The organism is Rivularia sp. UHCC 0363 (genome assembly GCF_034931125.1).
In the GTDB taxonomy this organism is placed as follows: Bacteria; Cyanobacteriota; Cyanobacteriia; order Cyanobacteriales; family Nostocaceae; genus Rivularia.
The window spans coordinates 23,653-38,907 of record NZ_JAYGHM010000055.1 but is presented as its reverse complement, the minus strand read 5'-3'; the positions used below and the strand labels follow the sequence as shown (position 1 = coordinate 38,907).

The following is a 15,255-nucleotide window of genomic DNA, read 5'->3' as shown; positions in this document are numbered from 1 at the left end:
CTTCTTACATTGCCATTCATCCTATGACTACTACAATTGCCGTTAACGATAAAGCACACCTCATAGAAGTCTTTTCCGCAATTCAAGGGGAAGGACTGAATGTGGGAACCCGCCAAATTTTTATTCGCTTTGCCTTTTGTGACTTGCGCTGTCACTTTTGCGATAGCGCTCATACTTGGAATGCACCTGACACTTGTAGAATTGAGCAAACTCCTGGGTCTCGCGACTTTGAAATTTGCTCTAATCCGGTTTCGCTACCAATGTTAATCGAATGGATTGAAAGACAAAATATACCTTGCTTACACGATAGCATTAGCTTAACCGGAGGCGAGCCTCTGCTCCATGCCAAGTTTTTGTCGAAATTCTTACCCCAACTCCGCTTAACCACTGGTTTACCTATATACCTTGAATCTGGGGGACATCGCCCGGAACAACTCGCTATGATTCTACCCTACTTAGACTCTGTAGGTATGGACTTAAAGCTACCAAGCGTTAGCGGTGAAAATCGTTGGCAAGAACACGAAATTTTCCTCAAATTCTGCTATGAGTCTCGAATCGAAGTCTTTGTCAAAATCATTATTTCTCAAGATACTAACCCTACCGAGTTGAAACGTTCTGCTCAGCTAGTAGCAGCGGTAGATCCAACAATACCAGTCTTTTTACAGCCCGTCACGCCATTAAAACCAGCCGAACAATTTAACGATTTACCCTTGCTGGCTCCAACTCCTCAACAAGTTATAGATTGGCAGGCTTTGATGAAAAATTACGTCAAATCAGTCCGCGTAGTACCCCAAACTCACAAAATGCTTAACCAGTTATAGAAAGCACTTATTCAACCAGTATATACTCGTAAATCAAATTTCATCAACCTTTGTATAAAGCCGATTCTCAGTTAATGTAGCTTATTAAACAAGGTTTTAAATATTTATACTTTTCAATACAAAAAAGTATTTTATGAAGATATTGTCAAGAAATAAATAAGTTTTCGTAAACCATCCCTATCAAGTCAATTAAGTTAACAAAGTTTTAAATTATTTTAAAATTATGGTTAAAATTTCCGGAGAGAAAAATTTTTGACCTGATTAAATTTTATGGCTCTTGCGTACAAGTTCATGCTAATTAAATAGTTGTAAAAGAGGTAATTGGTAATTGGTAATTGGGGAAAAAGACGACCTCTTAAACAAACTTAGTCATTGAGGGGAACAATCCTTGCATAGCGAGGACTTCAAAGCTTGTTGAGATTTTTTTTACATATTACGTACTGAAGAACCAATTTTATTGCTAATCCTGTAGAAAAGGAGTTGAGAAATTAATAAGAGATTATTCGTAGATTGTAAGTAAATAAAAATACGTTTTAATAATGTCTATTTATCGCGGGGAGTCAAAAAATAATGGGGGATGGGAATGCCCATCCCTAGTCTGTAAGTCCTAATACTCGGCGGCTTCATCCATATTTCGAGATTTAGATTTTGCCTTGTTAGCACTGCGCTTAAGTGCAGAAAGTCGGGCTTCATATTTCGACCTTTGGCGCTTGCTAGGAGATTTTTCAATTAATGTTTTTAAAGCACTACCTAAACTCTTATAAGCATTAGGTAAGCTGTAGCCAAAGCGAGTTGCTAAAGCAATAGCTTTTTCATCTGCTTCGATTAATTCTCTAGCCTGCTTTTCGCCACTATTTTTTTGAAATAATCGCCAGCCAGAAACGCCGCACAAAGCTAATGCAAGCACCAGCAGCAATCCATCTTGTACCCACAATTCACCAACAGCACCACCCAAACCGATCGCCAATGCTGCCATTTCCCAACCATCTTTAGGGATAGTATCGTTTTGAATGCGAGCGACTTCATGCCAGAACAGCAAATTTCGCTGATCCATTGCCAATTCATCCCATTTTGCCAGGTCAATTTGAATTTCTACCTGGTCTTTACCAATTTCTTCGCTACGAACTAGAATTGGATTAACTTCAGTTGTGCCTTCAACCGTGACCCAGCTTTGTAATTCCGGAGGCAATAAACCTTTTAATCGCCGGAGTTCGCTCATTTCTGCTTTAGCAGAAGAAGTTGCGTAAGATGTCATAAAACCACTTACCAAGAAAACTTCAATATATAGTGATACCTTACTGGAGTATAGCTATAACATAGATAGCTCGGCTTTATTCACTAGGAAATCTGCCGCGTTTTTTTCTCGCTTCCATTGCCTTTTCCAGAAGGTCTAATAATCCTGGAGCCTGCTCTTGAATGCTCAATAACAGTCGTTCTCCTACTTCTACATTACCTGGGTCGTAACCAGTTTCCATCACTTCCTGAAGACGAGGTATGGCCACACCATCAACAAGCTGAACTAACGCACTCAAACAACGATTAAATTGTTGTTCGGTCAAAGTAGAATCTTCAATAGGAAACTCAATAATCGCTCGAATTTCGCCATCAGATGGGTCATATTCCCATTGCAGCATTTTGGTTTCCCAAGAAATAACTAACATTGTTTGTAAAATTGCATCTTTGTGAGGATGGTCTTTTACACCGCTTAGCACTTGAGGTGCAAAAACTCGGAAAAATCTCCCATCTTCATCTAGCTGCACTACAATCATAAAATCTTCAAGATTATCGCCTTCCACACCTGTAACGATACGGTCTTCTTCTTCTTCGATGCGATATTCCCAACCAATCTGATCTAGATATTCGGCAATTTCTTGTACATTTACTGCCATAAAAAGCCCCTTTACAAACCGTCGTGTGCGGCTGTTACCAGATTTAGTTTAACTTGCTGAGGGAGAAGCTCATAAGTGAAATTGCTACCATATACTAAGCTTTTTTTTATATTTTTTAACAATTGTCATTCAAATTACTAATTTATATGAAAATTATACAGGCGTATATCAGCCTTTACACAGCTTTACCACATTCCTCCTCAAGATACATATAACGGAGTTGCTAAAGTTACTTAAAATATAACAAATTTAGAATTGCTTTAAAATTCCAACTAAATATGCATGATTATTCTGCTACTACAACAGCCATAATTAACCAAGCTGTAGATTTGGAGCAAACTTTACCAATCAAAAATGAAGCTTGCGGTTCCAAATTCTTCTTTCATCCCCATCCAACTCCAAAAGTCTGCCTTTTCTTTCACGGATTTACCGCAGGTCCCTATCAATTTGAACCATTGGGTAAAGCTTTATTTGAATTGGGATATAACGTGATGATTCCGTTGCAACCTGGTCATGGAGTTGCGGGAAACTTTGATCGGGATAATCCTCCTCCTTTGCCATTAGAATGCGAAGTTTATCAGAAATATGCAGTTTCATGGTTAGAAATTGCTCAAAAATTAGGCGATCGCATCATAGTTGGAGGTTTATCGAGTGGTGGAACTTTGGCTGCTTGGTTGGCTTTAGAATATTACCAAGAAATTGAAAAAACTCTCTTATTTTCTCCTTATTTAAGCAGTAAAAATGCAGTTGTAGATTTTGTAGTTGAAGTATTACCAATTTATTATGAATGGTTGAATAAAGATAATCCTGGAAATTTTGGTTATAACGGCTTTCAAATACCAGCATTGCGGATATTTTTGGATATGGGTCAAGAAATCCTCGACCGAGTGAAGAATAATCCATCATCACCGATATTTATTGTAACTAGCGAAAGTGATGCAGTTGTTGACCGTAGCGACCTGAAAAAACTATTTGAATCTGTTATTAAAAAGCAGCCTAAATCTTGGTATTTCTGCTTTGATAAACTTTTTGATATTCCTCACACAATGATGACGGAACTTGAAGGGAATAATTATGTAGGTTTGTTAAATACTTTAGTTAAAGCTTATTTGGAAAGCGATATTACTTGGAATGAAGTGTTAACAATTGGAAATAAAATATTACAAGGAAAAAATTTTGATGCTGCGGTGAAGTATTTAGATTTGACAGGAAAGGTTTTTCCAGATTTATCAGTGTTGTTATCGGTGATGGATAAGAAGGCGATCGTTGATTTGAATGCCTAAAATATTGAAGCCCTCACCCTCGAAGGGTGGGGCTACAAGAACAAAGCCCACCTGCGTGGGCTAAGAATCAGTAAAATTTGTACAGGTGTATTTAGGCTATATAGTTAAGATTTCTATTAATAAGAATAGTTTTTAAGTATTGTAATACGTATCACTATTTGTCAATTGATTCTCTTAAACATTTAAAATTTAAAGTAAGTAAGTATAAGATTAACTAGATTCCTGTGAATGCTGCGTACACTGTATTACAGCAACCGGAACTGAGCAGGGTACGTGCGCGGTTTTAGTTACAACGCATCTTACAAACGTATTCTCAATTTCTTATACTAGCTATAACTTTTTGTCAAGTCTTTGATTAATAACTCTTGCTCAGTCTTCTTTAGAAGACTTTGTATATTAGCCTGAGAATTTATTCTAAGGCGGTTGTTGAGAATGATGCAAGATGTGAGATAAACGTAACTTCCTTACATTTTATAAATAATTGGTATTAGTATTTAAGATGTTGAAAAACCCGGCTTTTTCAAAAAACCGGGTTTCTTTATTTATTAATTGAAGAAGCCTTATTCTAAACTTTCGCTTCTTCTCTCACTAACTTATCCCAACCCAAATCTTTCAAGCTGTTATTACGACGCAAAGGACGAGTTACCAATTCTAAAATGTCTCTTGCATTAGTAAAGCCGTGAATTTGAGCGAAGGTAAATTCTACAGACCATTTGGTGTTTATTCCCTGCGCTTCTAAGGGATTAGCGTGTGCCATTCCGGTAATTACTAAGTCGGGATGCAATTCGTTAATTCGCTGAATTTGATTGTAGTTATCCGGCTTTTCAACAATTCTTGGTAGAGGTACGCCCATTTCATGACAAGTCTTTTCTAAAAGTTGCAATTCAGCAGCTTGATAGCGCTTGTCCATGTAGGGAATACCGATTTCGGGAACTGTCATTCCGCAGCGAATTAAAAACCGCGCTAAAGATATTTATAATAAATTATCGCCCATAAAAAACACCGACTTTCCGCGAATCAATTTCACGTAGTCTTCCAAGTTTTCCCAAATCTGGGCTTCTCGTTCGTCCAAACCTTGGGGAGTAATACCGAATACCGAGCAGCTTGTAGGTTGGGTTAGACACGAAAAAAGTTTTGTTTGTAACGCCTGGTTTATAATTATCGTGTCGTAACCCAACATTTTATTTTACGAACAATTGAGATATTTAAAAATACTCTGGAAAGGATTTGTTGTTGAGACATTATTATTGAATGGTACGAAATAATCCAACTTTGGCTCATCCGTACTTGGTATACTCAAAAAAGGGAACAGGGAATAGGGAACAGAAAATAAAAATATTATTTATGAACAAACAGGAATTAATAAAGGGACGGTTGCTGGTGACTCAGCTTATTCACGCAGCTAAGCAGCATTATCAATTATTGACGTTGCGAACCGATACCCTAGCCGCCGCCGAGTTTTATCAGAAACTGGGATTCAAGACGCATCCTAGCTGGGAACATACGACCCATCATTTACAATTAAATCAGGAAGAGGATTATCCCCTGAGCTTATACTGAGGCTTTTTTATGCTAAGTGTGACAATTGATGAACTTCAGCGCGATCCTTCAAAGTATCTGCGCCAAGTAGAGGCAGGTGAAATCATTGTGATTGTTCAAGCAGATAAAGCGATCGCTGAACTGAGACCCATTAATAAGAATAAGCCATTACGACCGTTTGGCTTATGTGCAGGAGAGTTTACTGTGCCAGATGATTTTGATGCTCCATTGGCAGAAGATCTTCTCAGTGCCTTCGAGGGCAAATGAGGATTCTGCTAGATACACACATATTAACGTCATGTAGCAGCGCAGCCCAACGTTTTATGAAACAAGTAAAAAACCCAGCTTGTTGAAAAACCGGGTTTCTTGATAATTAAAAACAATTTAGGAAGACGATATTTGAAACAACGTTCTTCTAAATTTTCGCTTCTTCTCTCACTAACTTATCCCAACCCAAATCTTTCAAGCTGTTATTACGACGCAAGGGACGAGTTACCAATTCCAAAATGTCCCGCGCATTGGTAAAGCCGTGAATTTGAGCAAAGGTAAATTCTACTGACCATTTAGTATTTATTCCCCGCGCTTCTAAGGGGTTGGCGTGTGCTATTCCGGTAATTACTAAGTCGGGCTTTAAGTTATTAATTCGCTGGATTTGATTGTAATTATCTGGTTTCTCGACAATTGTCGGTAAAGCTACACCCATTTCATGGCAAGTTGTTTCTAAAAGTTGCAGCTTGTAGGTTGGGTTAGATACGAAAAACAAATTTCGTTCGTGACGCGAATTTATGATTATCGTGTCCTAACCCAACATTTTATTTTGCGAACAATTAAGATATTTAAGAATACTCTGTCTCCCGTCATTTGTGACAAGTTAAGCTTTCATCGCATTTGTCAACAGGGTTTTACCAAATGCTTGAAATAAAAATTTAGGAATTCCTCGTTGCTTTTCATGAAAAGGGGCAATAATCAGTTTTACGGTTCCTTTTTTTCTTTTTCGTTTAACAATACCTTAATCTTGATTTTCTGGTGCAGCAAAATACTTAACTGGGTCAGTTGCTTTACCTTTTTGATGTGCAACATAAAAATGATAAAGACCCCGATAAATCATTTCTAAATAAATATTATCAAAGGGTAAAGAAAGTTCGTCTGCGATAGCATCACCTAAATCTACTAATACTGAATAGAATAACCAGGTTCCCCAAATTTGCAATTTGATACTATTGATTGAACCCTTCGGGTTCGCCACTTGCTTCAAGCAGGGGAACCCGTCCAACGCAGTGGCTCACCAGTCCATAAATAACTTGTCACCAATGCTCTAACTTCAAAAAAAATGGGCGAACCGTGCGTGATAAAAACGGTTAAGCCCAAATTTTAATTTAGGGCTTAACCAAGCAATATCACAAGTGATTTAAGTTATTTATCGCTTAAAGATTAAGGAATATAACAATTCAATGTTTTATCTTCTAGAATTCACTAAACGGATATAACGCTGAGGATTGTTCACTGTATAGCGAACGACTCGATGTAATGTACCTGCATTGAGACGGCGATCTCCATCTACATCACCATCATAATCTGCGTAAGCTTGAGATTCTGATAAAGTTACATAACCATTCTCTACCTTCTCTACAATAGCTACATGGTTTTGTCCATTTATATACCATTGAGCAACATCCCCTAACCGAGGTGTTTCATTCCGATTTAAAATTCTTGCCCCATTACGCAAAACAGAACCCCAAACGTTTGCATTGGGATACCCATTCATAATGTTATCTGGGTTAAAGCCTAACTCTTTAAGACGACCATAAGCATACCAAGTACAGTTACCTTCTCGGAAATTATTAGTACCAATTACTGAAGAACCATAACCAGTGGCAGAATAGCCATTTCCTTGCCTTCCATAAAATTGAAGACGGTTCCTAAAATATTGGGGACTTTGTTGTGTAAGTAGTGGAGTACCTCCTAGATTTGGAGGAGGTGGAGGTGGTTGTATTTGCTCTGCACTACTCTGCCAGCGTTGGTTATTATTGTTACCATCGCAAGCCCAGAGATGCACCTTACCACTGTCATCTCGTGTTGGAGCATCTATACATAAGTTTGTACCAGTTCTTTTAATTACTTTTCGACCTTGCCCAACGTCAACTAAGTTCCAATTTTGGTCAGGATCATTACCATCACAAGGCCAAAGATTTATTTCTGCTCCGTTGCTGAGATAACGAGCATTCAAGCATCTGCCAGTGGAGCCATGTCTTAAAAGAATACCACCGCGATTTCCTGGCAATCTATCAAATTGCTGGTCACGATCATCATCTCTACGCTGGTAAATTGACATTCTTGGATTGCCATCAATACGTCGAAAATTCCAATTTGTGTTCAAAGCTTTGCTATCTATAAAGAAGGTTTCAGCAGCTTGAGCTTTTGGTGCGCTAATCAACAAAGACGAAATAGTTACTGCTCCTATTGAAGCAAGAAACCAAGCTTTATTCAACATAATTTGATATTCCCTGTATAACTCATTAATTCAATTAAAAATTTGCCAGAAATTCTTAAACATTTATCCTTTTAAAACAGGAAATTTGTTTGAAGAATTATTTCTTACTTGCTGATGGGACTTTCCATCTTAAATTTCTTGCTGATTCAGGATGAAAACAAACAACGTTACCCATATTTTCTCGGCAAACATTTTTATTTAACCAGTATGAATTTCCCCATTTTTTATGGTTAAATATAGGTTTATTAGGTTTCTTTTCAAGAGTAGATAGTTGTTCATTTGTTAAACCTGGAGGCTGAAATGGTTCGGCAGGTGAATTTATTGGTTCTTCGTATCCTCCTGCATATGCTTTAGACATGAAAAAAAAGACACTAAATGGTACCCATAAAAAGAGTAAGCACAAAGTTTTAAACGGCAAAAAGCCTTTCTTCATATAACAAAGTTATGAGGTATTATCAGCTTGTATTTACTTGTAACAGTATTGCTAGTGCATATATAAACAAAGTAATCTTCATAGCTTAATAAACAACTAATTCTTTTACCCGCTTATTATTCTGCTGTTGTCAATGCGACAAAATTAAAAATCAATGTGCATGCAAAACAAGCTTTAAACGCTATTAATTAACATTGGCACGTAAAGCCTGTTGGCATTGAGTTTAATGACTATTTCAGGCGTTTTTAAGATACATTTTTTTCCTGACGTGCCGTTTTTAATCAATAGCCTTTAAATATGCTTAAAATATCAGGTTTTTTTGAATATTTGAAAGCATAGCTCTTTTTTACTTGCATATACCGACTATAAGCTCACTTTTCAATCTTGTGTATAAGAAATAATTCGGATCTTTATTTAACTGTGTACTTAGCAGTTTTATGTTAATTTGAGTTCTAATAGCTCGTAATACTTAAGTTATTTTTGTTTTTGGCTTAATTCATTTACGTATTTCTTATATATTGGGTTATCGAGCATATCAAAACTATTTAACTTGGAAACTACTACAATTAGATATGTTTTCAGGATATGTAGCTATAATTTATTTCTTATAAATAAAATATTTTTAGATATGTTTTCAGGATATGTACCTATGATTTATTTCTTATAAATAAAATATTTGAGAAATTTTATTTTGTAACATAATATTCGTTATTTATGTAATTTAACTGCTTTTATATTATTTGTTGCTACTTGATATACTTAAGCAAGTGAACCCGAAGAGTTCAATCAATAGTATTAAGTTACAGATTTGGGGAACTTAGTTAATTTATTTGGTTTTAATAAGTTTAGGTGATGCCGTAGCAAACGAACTATCTTTACCCTTTGACTGCATTTCTTTAGAAATGATTTATAGGGCGTAAAGCTTGTAGGTTAGGTTAGATATGAAAAAATTTTATTTATAATGCCTGGTTTATAATTATCGTGTCGTAACCCAATATTTTATTTTGCGAACAATTGAGATATTTAAGAATACTCTGGAAAGGATTTGTTGTTGGGGCATTATTATTAAATGGCACGAAACAATAAAACCTAGTATTTACGCATTGACAGAAAATACAAAATGTATGGAGAAAGCCACATCCATCGTAGGGGTTTAGCACTGCTAAACCCCCTACATATGACTATATACTCATAAACTATCAAAGCCTGAAATGAACTTTCTTACGCGAACGCATACCATAATTAATTTTTACAGTGCGTAAGTCCTAAAACCTTTAGACTCAGAGCTTGTAGGTTGAGCTAGACACGAAAAATAAATTTCGTTTGTGACGCGAATTTATGATTATTGTGTCGTAACCTAACATTTTATTTTGTGAACAATTGAGATATTTAAGAATACTCTTTCTCCCGTGGAAATACTTGAGGCAGAGCCTCTTGATATATGTTCCCAGGCTGAGCCTGGAAACAAGAATGGAATACAAAAGTTATATAAAAAATAGGAAAATAATATCAAAGTCAACAGCCTAGCGCCAAGGAAAGAAGTAAAGATAGGTAATTTTAGAGCAAGAAACAAGTAAAAAACCCAGCTTGTTGAAAAACCGGGTTTCTTGATAATTAAAAACAATTAAGAAAATCTATTCCTCAAATATGATTCTAAACTTTTGCTTCTTCTCTAACTAACTTATCCCAACCCAAATCTTTCAAGCTGTTATTACGACGCAAGGGACGAGTTACCAATTCTAAAATGTCTCGCGCATTGGTAAAGCCGTGAATTTGAGCAAAGGTAAATTCTACCGACCATTTAGTATTTATTCCCCGTGCTTCTAAGGGGTTTGCATGAGCCATTCCGGTAATTACTAAGTCGGGCTTTAAGTTATTAATTCGCTGAATTTGATTGTAATTATCTGGTTTCTCGACAATGGTAGGTAAAGGTACACCCATTTCATGACAAGTGGTTTCTAGAAGCTGCAATTCAGCGGCTTGATAGCGCTTGTCCATGTAAGGAATACCGATTTCAGGAACCGTCATTCCGCAACGAATCAAGAATCTTGCTAAAGATATCTCTAGCAAATTATCGCCCATGAAAAACACCGATTTACCGCGAATCAATTTCACGTAGTCTTCTATGTTTTCCCAAATTTGCGCTTCCCGTTCGTCCAAACCTTTGGGAGTAATACCAAATACCGAGCAGATTTTTTCGATCCAAGCGCGGGTACCATCGGGACCAATGGGGAATGGTGCGCCGATTAATTTACATTTACGTCTCCGCATTAAGGTTGTAGCGGTGCGGCTAAGGAAGGGATTGACACCGGCGACATAATACCCTTCTTCAATGACTGGTAGTTCTGTAAATCGCTTTTCGGGCAGCCAACCTGTTACTTTAATACCTTGCCTTTTGAGTTCCAAAGTCAACTGAGTGACCACAGGGTCGGGTAAGGAACCAAAAAGAATTAAAGGTGGATGGTCTACATATTCTGACTCTTCTTGAGCGACAACTTCATTTTTCTTGCCGAAGTTGAGTAGCTTTTGAATCCCGTTACGTTCTTCTTTATTTTTTTCTACTACAGGTGCTTCTTTGGGACAACGATTAGCCATTGCAGCTAATACGGTATCTTCTCCTTGAGTGAAAGCGTAGTCCAAACCATTTGCTCGCGCTACCACCACGGGAATGCCGATTTCGGACTCTAATCTGGGGGCTAGACCCTCTAAGTCCATTTTGATGATTTCGGTGGTACAGGTGCCAATCCAGACAATGACACTAGGATTGCGATCGCGTTTTATTTGCAAGCACAATCTTTTGAGTTCTTCATAATCGTTGAGTTGTGCCGAAATATCACCTTCTTCCAATTCTGCCATTGCATAACGGGGTTCGGCGAAAATCATTACCCCCATTGCATTTTGCAAGAAGTAACCGCAAGTTTTTGTGCCAATGACCAAAAAGAAACTATCTTCGATTTTTTGATATAGCCAAGCTACGCAGCTAATCGGGCAAAAAGTATGGTAATTACCTGTTTCACACTCAAAATTTAAAGCTTGTGGTTCAGCAACTGTCATTTTATAATCTCCCCTTTAATTTTTAAATTAGGAGCTAAGTAAGAGTTAGGAGTTAGGAGTTAGGAGTTAGGAGTGAGCAGTGAGGAGTGAGCAGTGAGGAGTTAGGAGTTAAAATTCATTTTCAATTCATAACTCTTAACCCATAACTTACAACTCTTATTAACTCCTAACTCATAACTTACAACTCATAACTCTTAACTCATAACTCCTAACTGTATTAGCCGTTGGGGAAGAGACGGGCTATTTCCGAATCGTCAATAGACCCATCACTCATATCTTCCCCTGAAAATATTTCGTGATCTTTTTGTGCGGATTGTTCACCCCAAACATCTGTTAGCGCATCACCAAAGCCAGTGCTATCTCCATCTTTAAACTCGTCAAAGGAAATATCACCAAAAGCGTCTTCTTCAGATTCTGTGCTTGAGTTTTGCTCGGACTCTAAAGAAATATCCTCCAAGCTTTCACCTTGGATGTCATCCAATCCGCTTTCCTGACTTCGGTCTTCTGAAAAATCTTGTCCACCCCAAGCTTCTTCTACGACCAAGGTTTCGCCGTTTGAATCACCACTATCAATGTCTGGAACATTCCCTAATTCTCCAAAATTGTCTTGGAGGGAAGCAACGCTGTTCAATTCATCTTCGTTTTCATTGATTGAAAATTCCGAATTACCCGCATCTGCTAATGCTGGCTGCATTGTTTGTTCTCCAAGGGCTGCATCTGGGTCGAAATGCAAATCGAGTACTTCGATCAAAGTATCAGCATCTGCATTCAACTTAGAAAATGGCAGCATTAACTGCGCTAATTTGGGTTCCAGGGCATTTGCAACTCCCAGGATGAGGTATGAAGACGGACGTTTACCACCATCGGGTGTATAAACCGAGTCTACCTCCATATGTAATTTAATCCAGTCGCGATTCGAGGCGTAGAATTGCAACCACTTTTGCTTTAAGGAATCCGTGAAACTATAAAAGAATGCCATGATATTTCCTCATCCTGAAAAATAAACTAATGATTTATACAATCATCAAGTCTAATTGCTCTTCGGGATTAGGAACCTGTGGTTTATTCGGATTTAGATAAAAATCTGACAACAATGAGAATAATTCTCGGTCTTGTACATCCTGTGGAACTACTCCCTCGGGACGAGCTAAGAGCTGGTCAGCAATACTGAGATAATAATCGCAAACAAAGTTTAAGTCCGGTTCTGTCTCTGCCATTTCAAACAAAGTCTTGCCTTTGACTCGGGAAACACGGATATCTTCGATCAAAGGTAGAACTTCTAAAACTGGCATTGGTACGGATTCAATATATTTTTCGATTAAATCGCGTTTGGAGGTACGATTGCCAATCAAACCCGCTAGTCGTAATGGATGAGTCCGGGCTTTTTCTCTGACGGAAGCAGCAATCCGGTTAGCAGCAAATAAAGCGTCAAAGCCATTGTCTGTAACAATCAAGCAGTAATCAGCATAATTTAACGGTGCTGCAAAACCACCACAAACTACGTCACCAAGAACGTCGAACAATATTACATCATACTCATCAAAGGCATTGAGCTCCTTGAGTAGTTTTACGGTTTCTCCAACAACGTAACCACCACATCCGGCACCCGCTGGAGGTCCACCTGCTTCGACACAATCTACTCCGCCATAACCCTTGTAAATAACGTCTTCTGCCCAAATATCTTCGTAATGAAAATCTTTTTCTTGTAAGGTATCAATAATTGTAGGAATTAAAAATCCTGTCAAAGTAAAGGTGCTGTCATGTTTGGGGTCACAGCCAATTTGTAGAACTTTTTTGCCGCGCTTAGCTAAGGCTACGGAAATATTACAACTGGTTGTGGATTTACCGATTCCGCCTTTACCGTAAACTGCTAATCTCACTGTTCTTGCCTCTTATAGTTTCTTCTCAAATTGACTCAAAACTTTGCACCTCTACCTGCGTCGGACAAAGGCTTGTGAATATTAGGTCAATCAATCGTTAATGTCCAAGTTACACCCAAAGCGATCAAGCTTTGAGATCGAAATTGAGTTTATTACTTAGAAATACTGTTCATTATTTCTTATTTAAAACACTATCCCCTGTAAAAGTCTAGCAATGTTTAAATTAACTTAATAATAGGTTTTATCTAATTATTTATATACAATTAGTTACAATAAACAAAAAAAGTCAAATACCTGATACATATAGCTCTTGAAACAATAGTTTTTCGATCAAATTCGATTCAAAAAGACGTAAGCCCCTTTAGGTTAGCGTTCCAATTTATGTCGAGCTAAGTGAAGAACTTAGGCAATAATACTGAGTCTAAATTGATATTCTCTCAGTACCAATGTTAAAAACACTGAAAAAGGCAAAAGCGCTGATAAGTCAATGATTTGCCAGCTTTTTTTCTGGCTGCGTACTTAAGTAAAAATGCGGTTACTTTACAAAAAAAATTTAATTGGAAACTTTACCTAAATGCAGTTAAATTATTTGACGGTAATAAGAAAACAATTTAGCGCAAGGGCTTATTTGACAATTATTTAGCTTTTATTCGTTTTAAATCTAGGAATGTTAAAAATAATCACGTTTATCGAATAAAGTAGTTTTTTGAAAATTTGGCAGTCAAATTAATTTTAAATAAGTAATAGCTGCTGAAATTTCTAGACAAATATTAAAAAAATCTTAAATTTCAAGTTTTTTTTGAAGAGGCAAAATTGGTGCAATGGCGATCGCAAACAAATTTATTTGGATTAACAACTATTTTCATGGTCAATTTGCGCCATTTCTTGTAAAGATTGCCAACTTGGTTGCCAAATTGAACGGTCTTGCAATAATTTGGCATTCATCCAGAAACGAACCGTACTATCGCAAGAAGCGACCATTTCCGCGTATACCCACTTACCTTGATTTTTCCGGTTGATGACTTGAAAGTGTCTCCAGCCATCGATTTTTTTTTGAGATGTCCATTTAGAACCTAATAAATAAGGAAATTTTTGTTTTTTAGACATGAGTTAAGGGAGTAGGGAATAGGGAGTAGGGAGTAGGGAGTGGGGAATAGGGAGTGGGGAATAGGGAGTAGGGAGTAGGGAGTAGGGAGTAGGGAGTAGGGAGAATTTAGTTTATTTAGGCGGCGTTGTGCTGTAAAGTTGGTCTAAGTATCTTCTAACAAATGACCGCCATATTTAAACCGCTTGCATGAAAACTCATCATCTTTTTTGATGCATATAGAAAAGAATTTGACATGACCCCAACAGGTTCTAATAGTATTACTTATTTTCACTGATTTCCGAGAGAGACGATGCTGTACAACATCATTGGGGCAAAGAATTTCTAAAACACCCGTCCCATCAGAGCGATTAACTATACGAAAAAGACAATCTTGCAACATAGCGCGATCGCTACTTTTAAAAAAACTTTTGAAGCGTTGCAATAATTCTGTTTGGTTCATGTCGCGAATCCGCTTTATCGGAGGTAATTCATCATCGATAAAGTTAAATTCTTCGTTTTCAAAGTCGTAAGAGTCATTCATGATAAGTAGATCGGCGTTGAAAATTGCGATCGGGACAAGGGAGTAGGGGCAAGGCGAAGACAGCCTGCTTTACATTCTGCTACATAGTTGGTTTTATTTGTGACGACTTACTTGCAGGACTTACGTTAGCGGAGCGTGACGCGGTAGCGTCATTATTGTCACAAATGGTTGATGGTGCGTGACGCTACAAACCTTATCGCTACGTTCAAATTTTCTCATAGCGTCACACACTAGGGT

The 15,255-nt window shown here is 37.5% G+C and carries 13 protein-coding genes and 4 pseudogenes; 5 read left to right on the top strand and 12 right to left on the bottom strand.

What is annotated here, in order from left to right; translation table 11 throughout:
• Positions 1 to 23: 23 nt before the first annotated feature.
• Positions 24 to 821 (top strand): 7-carboxy-7-deazaguanine synthase QueE, encoded by a 798-nt coding sequence (locus tag VB797_RS25480; RefSeq protein WP_323240552.1) that lies wholly within the window; start codon positions 24 to 26, stop codon positions 819 to 821.
• A 607-nt stretch (positions 822 to 1,428) separates the two neighbouring features.
• On the opposite strand, the gene VB797_RS25475 is transcribed toward VB797_RS25480, so the two are convergent.
• Both VB797_RS25475 and VB797_RS25470 read right to left on the bottom strand, forming a co-directional pair.
• Positions 1,429 to 2,076 carry a DUF3318 domain-containing protein gene (locus VB797_RS25475; protein ID WP_323240551.1) on the bottom strand — a complete coding sequence of 216 codons (648 nt, stop codon included), beginning with the start codon at positions 2,074 to 2,076 and terminating at the stop codon, positions 1,429 to 1,431.
• 76 nt (positions 2,077 to 2,152) lie between these two features.
• Positions 2,153 to 2,710, bottom strand: a complete 558-nt coding sequence (locus tag VB797_RS25470) for a hypothetical protein (protein ID WP_323240550.1) — start codon at positions 2,708 to 2,710, stop codon at positions 2,153 to 2,155.
• Between the two features lie 278 nt (positions 2,711 to 2,988).
• Here VB797_RS25470 and VB797_RS25465 point away from each other — a divergent pair, with 278 nt between their 5' ends.
• Positions 2,989 to 3,993, top strand: a complete 1,005-nt coding sequence (locus VB797_RS25465; RefSeq protein WP_323240549.1) for an alpha/beta hydrolase — start codon at positions 2,989 to 2,991, stop codon at positions 3,991 to 3,993.
• Between the two features lie 565 nt (positions 3,994 to 4,558).
• Here the strand turns inward: VB797_RS25465 and VB797_RS25460 are convergent.
• Positions 4,559 to 5,095, bottom strand: a pseudogene (locus VB797_RS25460) (nitrogenase component 1); the annotation flags it as partial.
• 242 nt (positions 5,096 to 5,337) lie between these two features.
• Here VB797_RS25460 and VB797_RS25455 point away from each other — a divergent pair.
• Positions 5,338 to 5,553: a GNAT family N-acetyltransferase gene (locus tag VB797_RS25455; protein WP_323240548.1), complete on the top strand. Its 216-nt coding sequence runs from the start codon at positions 5,338 to 5,340 to the stop codon at positions 5,551 to 5,553.
• Between the two features lie 9 nt (positions 5,554 to 5,562).
• Positions 5,563 to 5,799, top strand: coding sequence for a type II toxin-antitoxin system Phd/YefM family antitoxin (locus tag VB797_RS25450; protein WP_323240547.1), 237 nt, complete (start codon positions 5,563 to 5,565; stop codon positions 5,797 to 5,799).
• Between the two features lie 148 nt (positions 5,800 to 5,947).
• On the opposite strand, the pseudogene VB797_RS25445 reads toward VB797_RS25450, so the two are convergent.
• The 4 genes and pseudogenes from VB797_RS25445 to VB797_RS25430 all read right to left on the bottom strand — a co-directional run.
• Positions 5,948 to 6,268: pseudogene (locus VB797_RS25445) on the bottom strand (ferredoxin:protochlorophyllide reductase (ATP-dependent) subunit N); the annotation flags it as partial.
• A gap of 135 nt (positions 6,269 to 6,403) precedes the next feature.
• Positions 6,404 to 6,763: pseudogene (locus tag VB797_RS25440) on the bottom strand (IS4 family transposase); the annotation flags it as partial.
• Between the two features lie 225 nt (positions 6,764 to 6,988).
• Complete coding sequence (locus VB797_RS25435; protein WP_323240546.1) at positions 6,989 to 8,023, bottom strand: ricin-type beta-trefoil lectin domain protein; 1,035 nt, start codon at positions 8,021 to 8,023, stop codon at positions 6,989 to 6,991.
• A gap of 97 nt (positions 8,024 to 8,120) precedes the next feature.
• Positions 8,121 to 8,456, bottom strand: a complete 336-nt coding sequence (locus VB797_RS25430) for a hypothetical protein (RefSeq protein WP_323240545.1) — start codon at positions 8,454 to 8,456, stop codon at positions 8,121 to 8,123.
• 782 nt (positions 8,457 to 9,238) lie between these two features.
• Between VB797_RS25430 and VB797_RS25425 the strand changes: the two are divergent.
• A pseudogene (locus VB797_RS25425) lies at positions 9,239 to 9,370 on the top strand (IS4 family transposase); the annotation flags it as partial.
• A gap of 739 nt (positions 9,371 to 10,109) precedes the next feature.
• On the opposite strand, the gene VB797_RS25420 reads toward VB797_RS25425, so the two are convergent.
• The 5 genes from VB797_RS25420 to VB797_RS25400 form a co-directional block, all read right to left on the bottom strand.
• Positions 10,110 to 11,510: a ferredoxin:protochlorophyllide reductase (ATP-dependent) subunit N gene (locus VB797_RS25420; RefSeq protein ID WP_323240544.1), complete on the bottom strand. Its 1,401-nt coding sequence runs from the start codon at positions 11,508 to 11,510 to the stop codon at positions 10,110 to 10,112.
• Between the two features lie 217 nt (positions 11,511 to 11,727).
• On the bottom strand, positions 11,728 to 12,489 hold the full coding sequence (locus VB797_RS25415; RefSeq protein WP_323240543.1) for a DUF5331 domain-containing protein: 762 nt from the start codon (positions 12,487 to 12,489) through the stop codon (positions 11,728 to 11,730).
• 34 nt (positions 12,490 to 12,523) lie between these two features.
• On the bottom strand, positions 12,524 to 13,390 hold the full coding sequence (bchL, locus tag VB797_RS25410) for a ferredoxin:protochlorophyllide reductase (ATP-dependent) iron-sulfur ATP-binding protein (protein WP_323240542.1): 867 nt from the start codon (positions 13,388 to 13,390) through the stop codon (positions 12,524 to 12,526).
• Between the two features lie 849 nt (positions 13,391 to 14,239).
• Entirely contained in the window at positions 14,240 to 14,497 is a 258-nt protein-coding gene (locus VB797_RS25405; protein WP_323240541.1) for a TIGR02450 family Trp-rich protein, read from the bottom strand.
• Positions 14,498 to 14,640: 143 nt separating this feature from the next.
• Positions 14,641 to 15,018, bottom strand: coding sequence for a hypothetical protein (locus VB797_RS25400; RefSeq protein WP_323240540.1), 378 nt, complete (start codon positions 15,016 to 15,018; stop codon positions 14,641 to 14,643).
• Between the last annotated feature and the right edge of the window lie 237 nt (positions 15,019 to 15,255).